The sequence below is a fragment of the Acinetobacter sichuanensis genome (assembly GCF_003024515.2).
GTDB lineage: Bacteria > Pseudomonadota > Gammaproteobacteria > Pseudomonadales > Moraxellaceae > Acinetobacter > Acinetobacter sichuanensis.
The window spans coordinates 1-1,338 of the sequence record NZ_PYIX02000149.1 but is presented as its reverse complement, the minus strand read 5'-3'; the positions used below and the strand labels follow the sequence as shown (position 1 = coordinate 1,338).

2 protein-coding genes and 1 tRNA gene are annotated in these 1,338 nt (G+C 37.7%); all 3 read left to right on the top strand.

All coding sequences use genetic code 11. The features are described 5' to 3' along the window. Positions 1-226 precede the first annotated feature (226 nt). Positions 227-302 (top strand) — tRNA-Arg (locus tag C9E89_RS22615). Between the two features lie 341 nt (positions 303-643). Continuing rightward, positions 644-1,042: a hypothetical protein gene (locus C9E89_RS22610; protein WP_107010306.1), complete on the top strand. Its 399-nt coding sequence runs from the start codon at positions 644-646 to the stop codon at positions 1,040-1,042. Positions 1,043-1,101: 59 nt separating this feature from the next. Beyond that, complete coding sequence (locus C9E89_RS22605) at positions 1,102-1,329, top strand: hypothetical protein (RefSeq protein ID WP_107010307.1); 228 nt, start codon at positions 1,102-1,104, stop codon at positions 1,327-1,329. Positions 1,330-1,338 lie beyond the last annotated feature (9 nt).

Below are 1,338 nucleotides of genomic sequence, written 5' to 3'. Positions count from 1 at the left end.
ATGAAAAGACAACCTATTCCCACTGGGGTGCCGACCAGTAGAACATGCCTCCGAGTAAAACCACAAAGTAGGGTGTGGCGACCCGAACCAAAAAAGGATTGAAAGCAAGTAAAGCAAACCGTGCATGTTAGGTTGGTGTGATTGTGAGTAGCGGTAGATCAGTTGCCGAGCTGATTAATATCGAAATTAAAGGCAGGGTGTGGCAGATTGCCATGCCCTTTTTAATGCGCCATTAGCTCAGTGGATAGAGCATCCGCCTTCTAAGCGGATGGTCACAGGTTCGAATCCTGTATGGCGTGCCATTTTCATACATAACAATTTAGGAAAATAAGATGAAAAGTATTATTGCTACTTTATTACTTTTGTTTGTTTCAGTTACTGCAAATGCAACTTTCTTTGATGGTTCTAAAAGTAAGTGTGGTCCATTGAGTAATGCTGCTTGTGGTGAGTAATTCCAATTCCCTCGAATTCGCAGGAATTAAAACATGTTGAAGCTAAAACAAATCTTCTGCCGACACGTTTGGGAATATTCAGATTTCTTTATCGTGAAAGAGTGTCGGAAGTGTGGCTTAATAAAGATTTAAATAATATGGAATTTTAAGCATGTGTTAATATCTTTAATCAACTTAAAACGGTGACTTTTATGGATATTAAAGAAAAATTACATACAGCTCGTCAAGAGTATATTGAGAAGTATAAAACCAATCCAAATGTTATTTTTGTAAGTAATAATCTGATTAATGATCTGCGCGACATGGTTGGTGGTTTAAATTTTTATGAAGCAGCACCTAAACATTTATGGGGTGCAGATGTGATTATGGTTCTAAGCCCAGATTACATAAAATTTGCAGAAGATTCTGATATCAGGAAAGCTATTAAGCGATTTAATGCTGACAAATCTTGGGATAGCTATAAGATCGAAAAAACTAAAACAACTATTGGCGGTGTAGGTCCTGGACAGCATGTACGTCCACAAGTTATCAATCTAGAACCAATCGAATTTAGCAAAGAAGAGATTGAAATATACGAAATGCAGACCTAACTTTATCTGCAATTTAAACCCCACATGCTGGGGTTTTTTAATGCCTAGAGGAAAGTGGGATGAAACACAAAAAACTTATTGAGCGTTTGGGTGCTGAGAAAATTCAAGACATTCTAGATAACGCCCATGACGATGCTGTCTATTACGTTGATGAGTGGAATGAGCATTTTAAAGTTCATGGTTATTGCACAGATAAGTGCATCATTGGTGTTCACAATCCACAGACACATTATCGATTGGAAACTTTGAAAAGGCTTATTGCAGATGGACAAAATCGAAGCACGTAAGAATCTCGA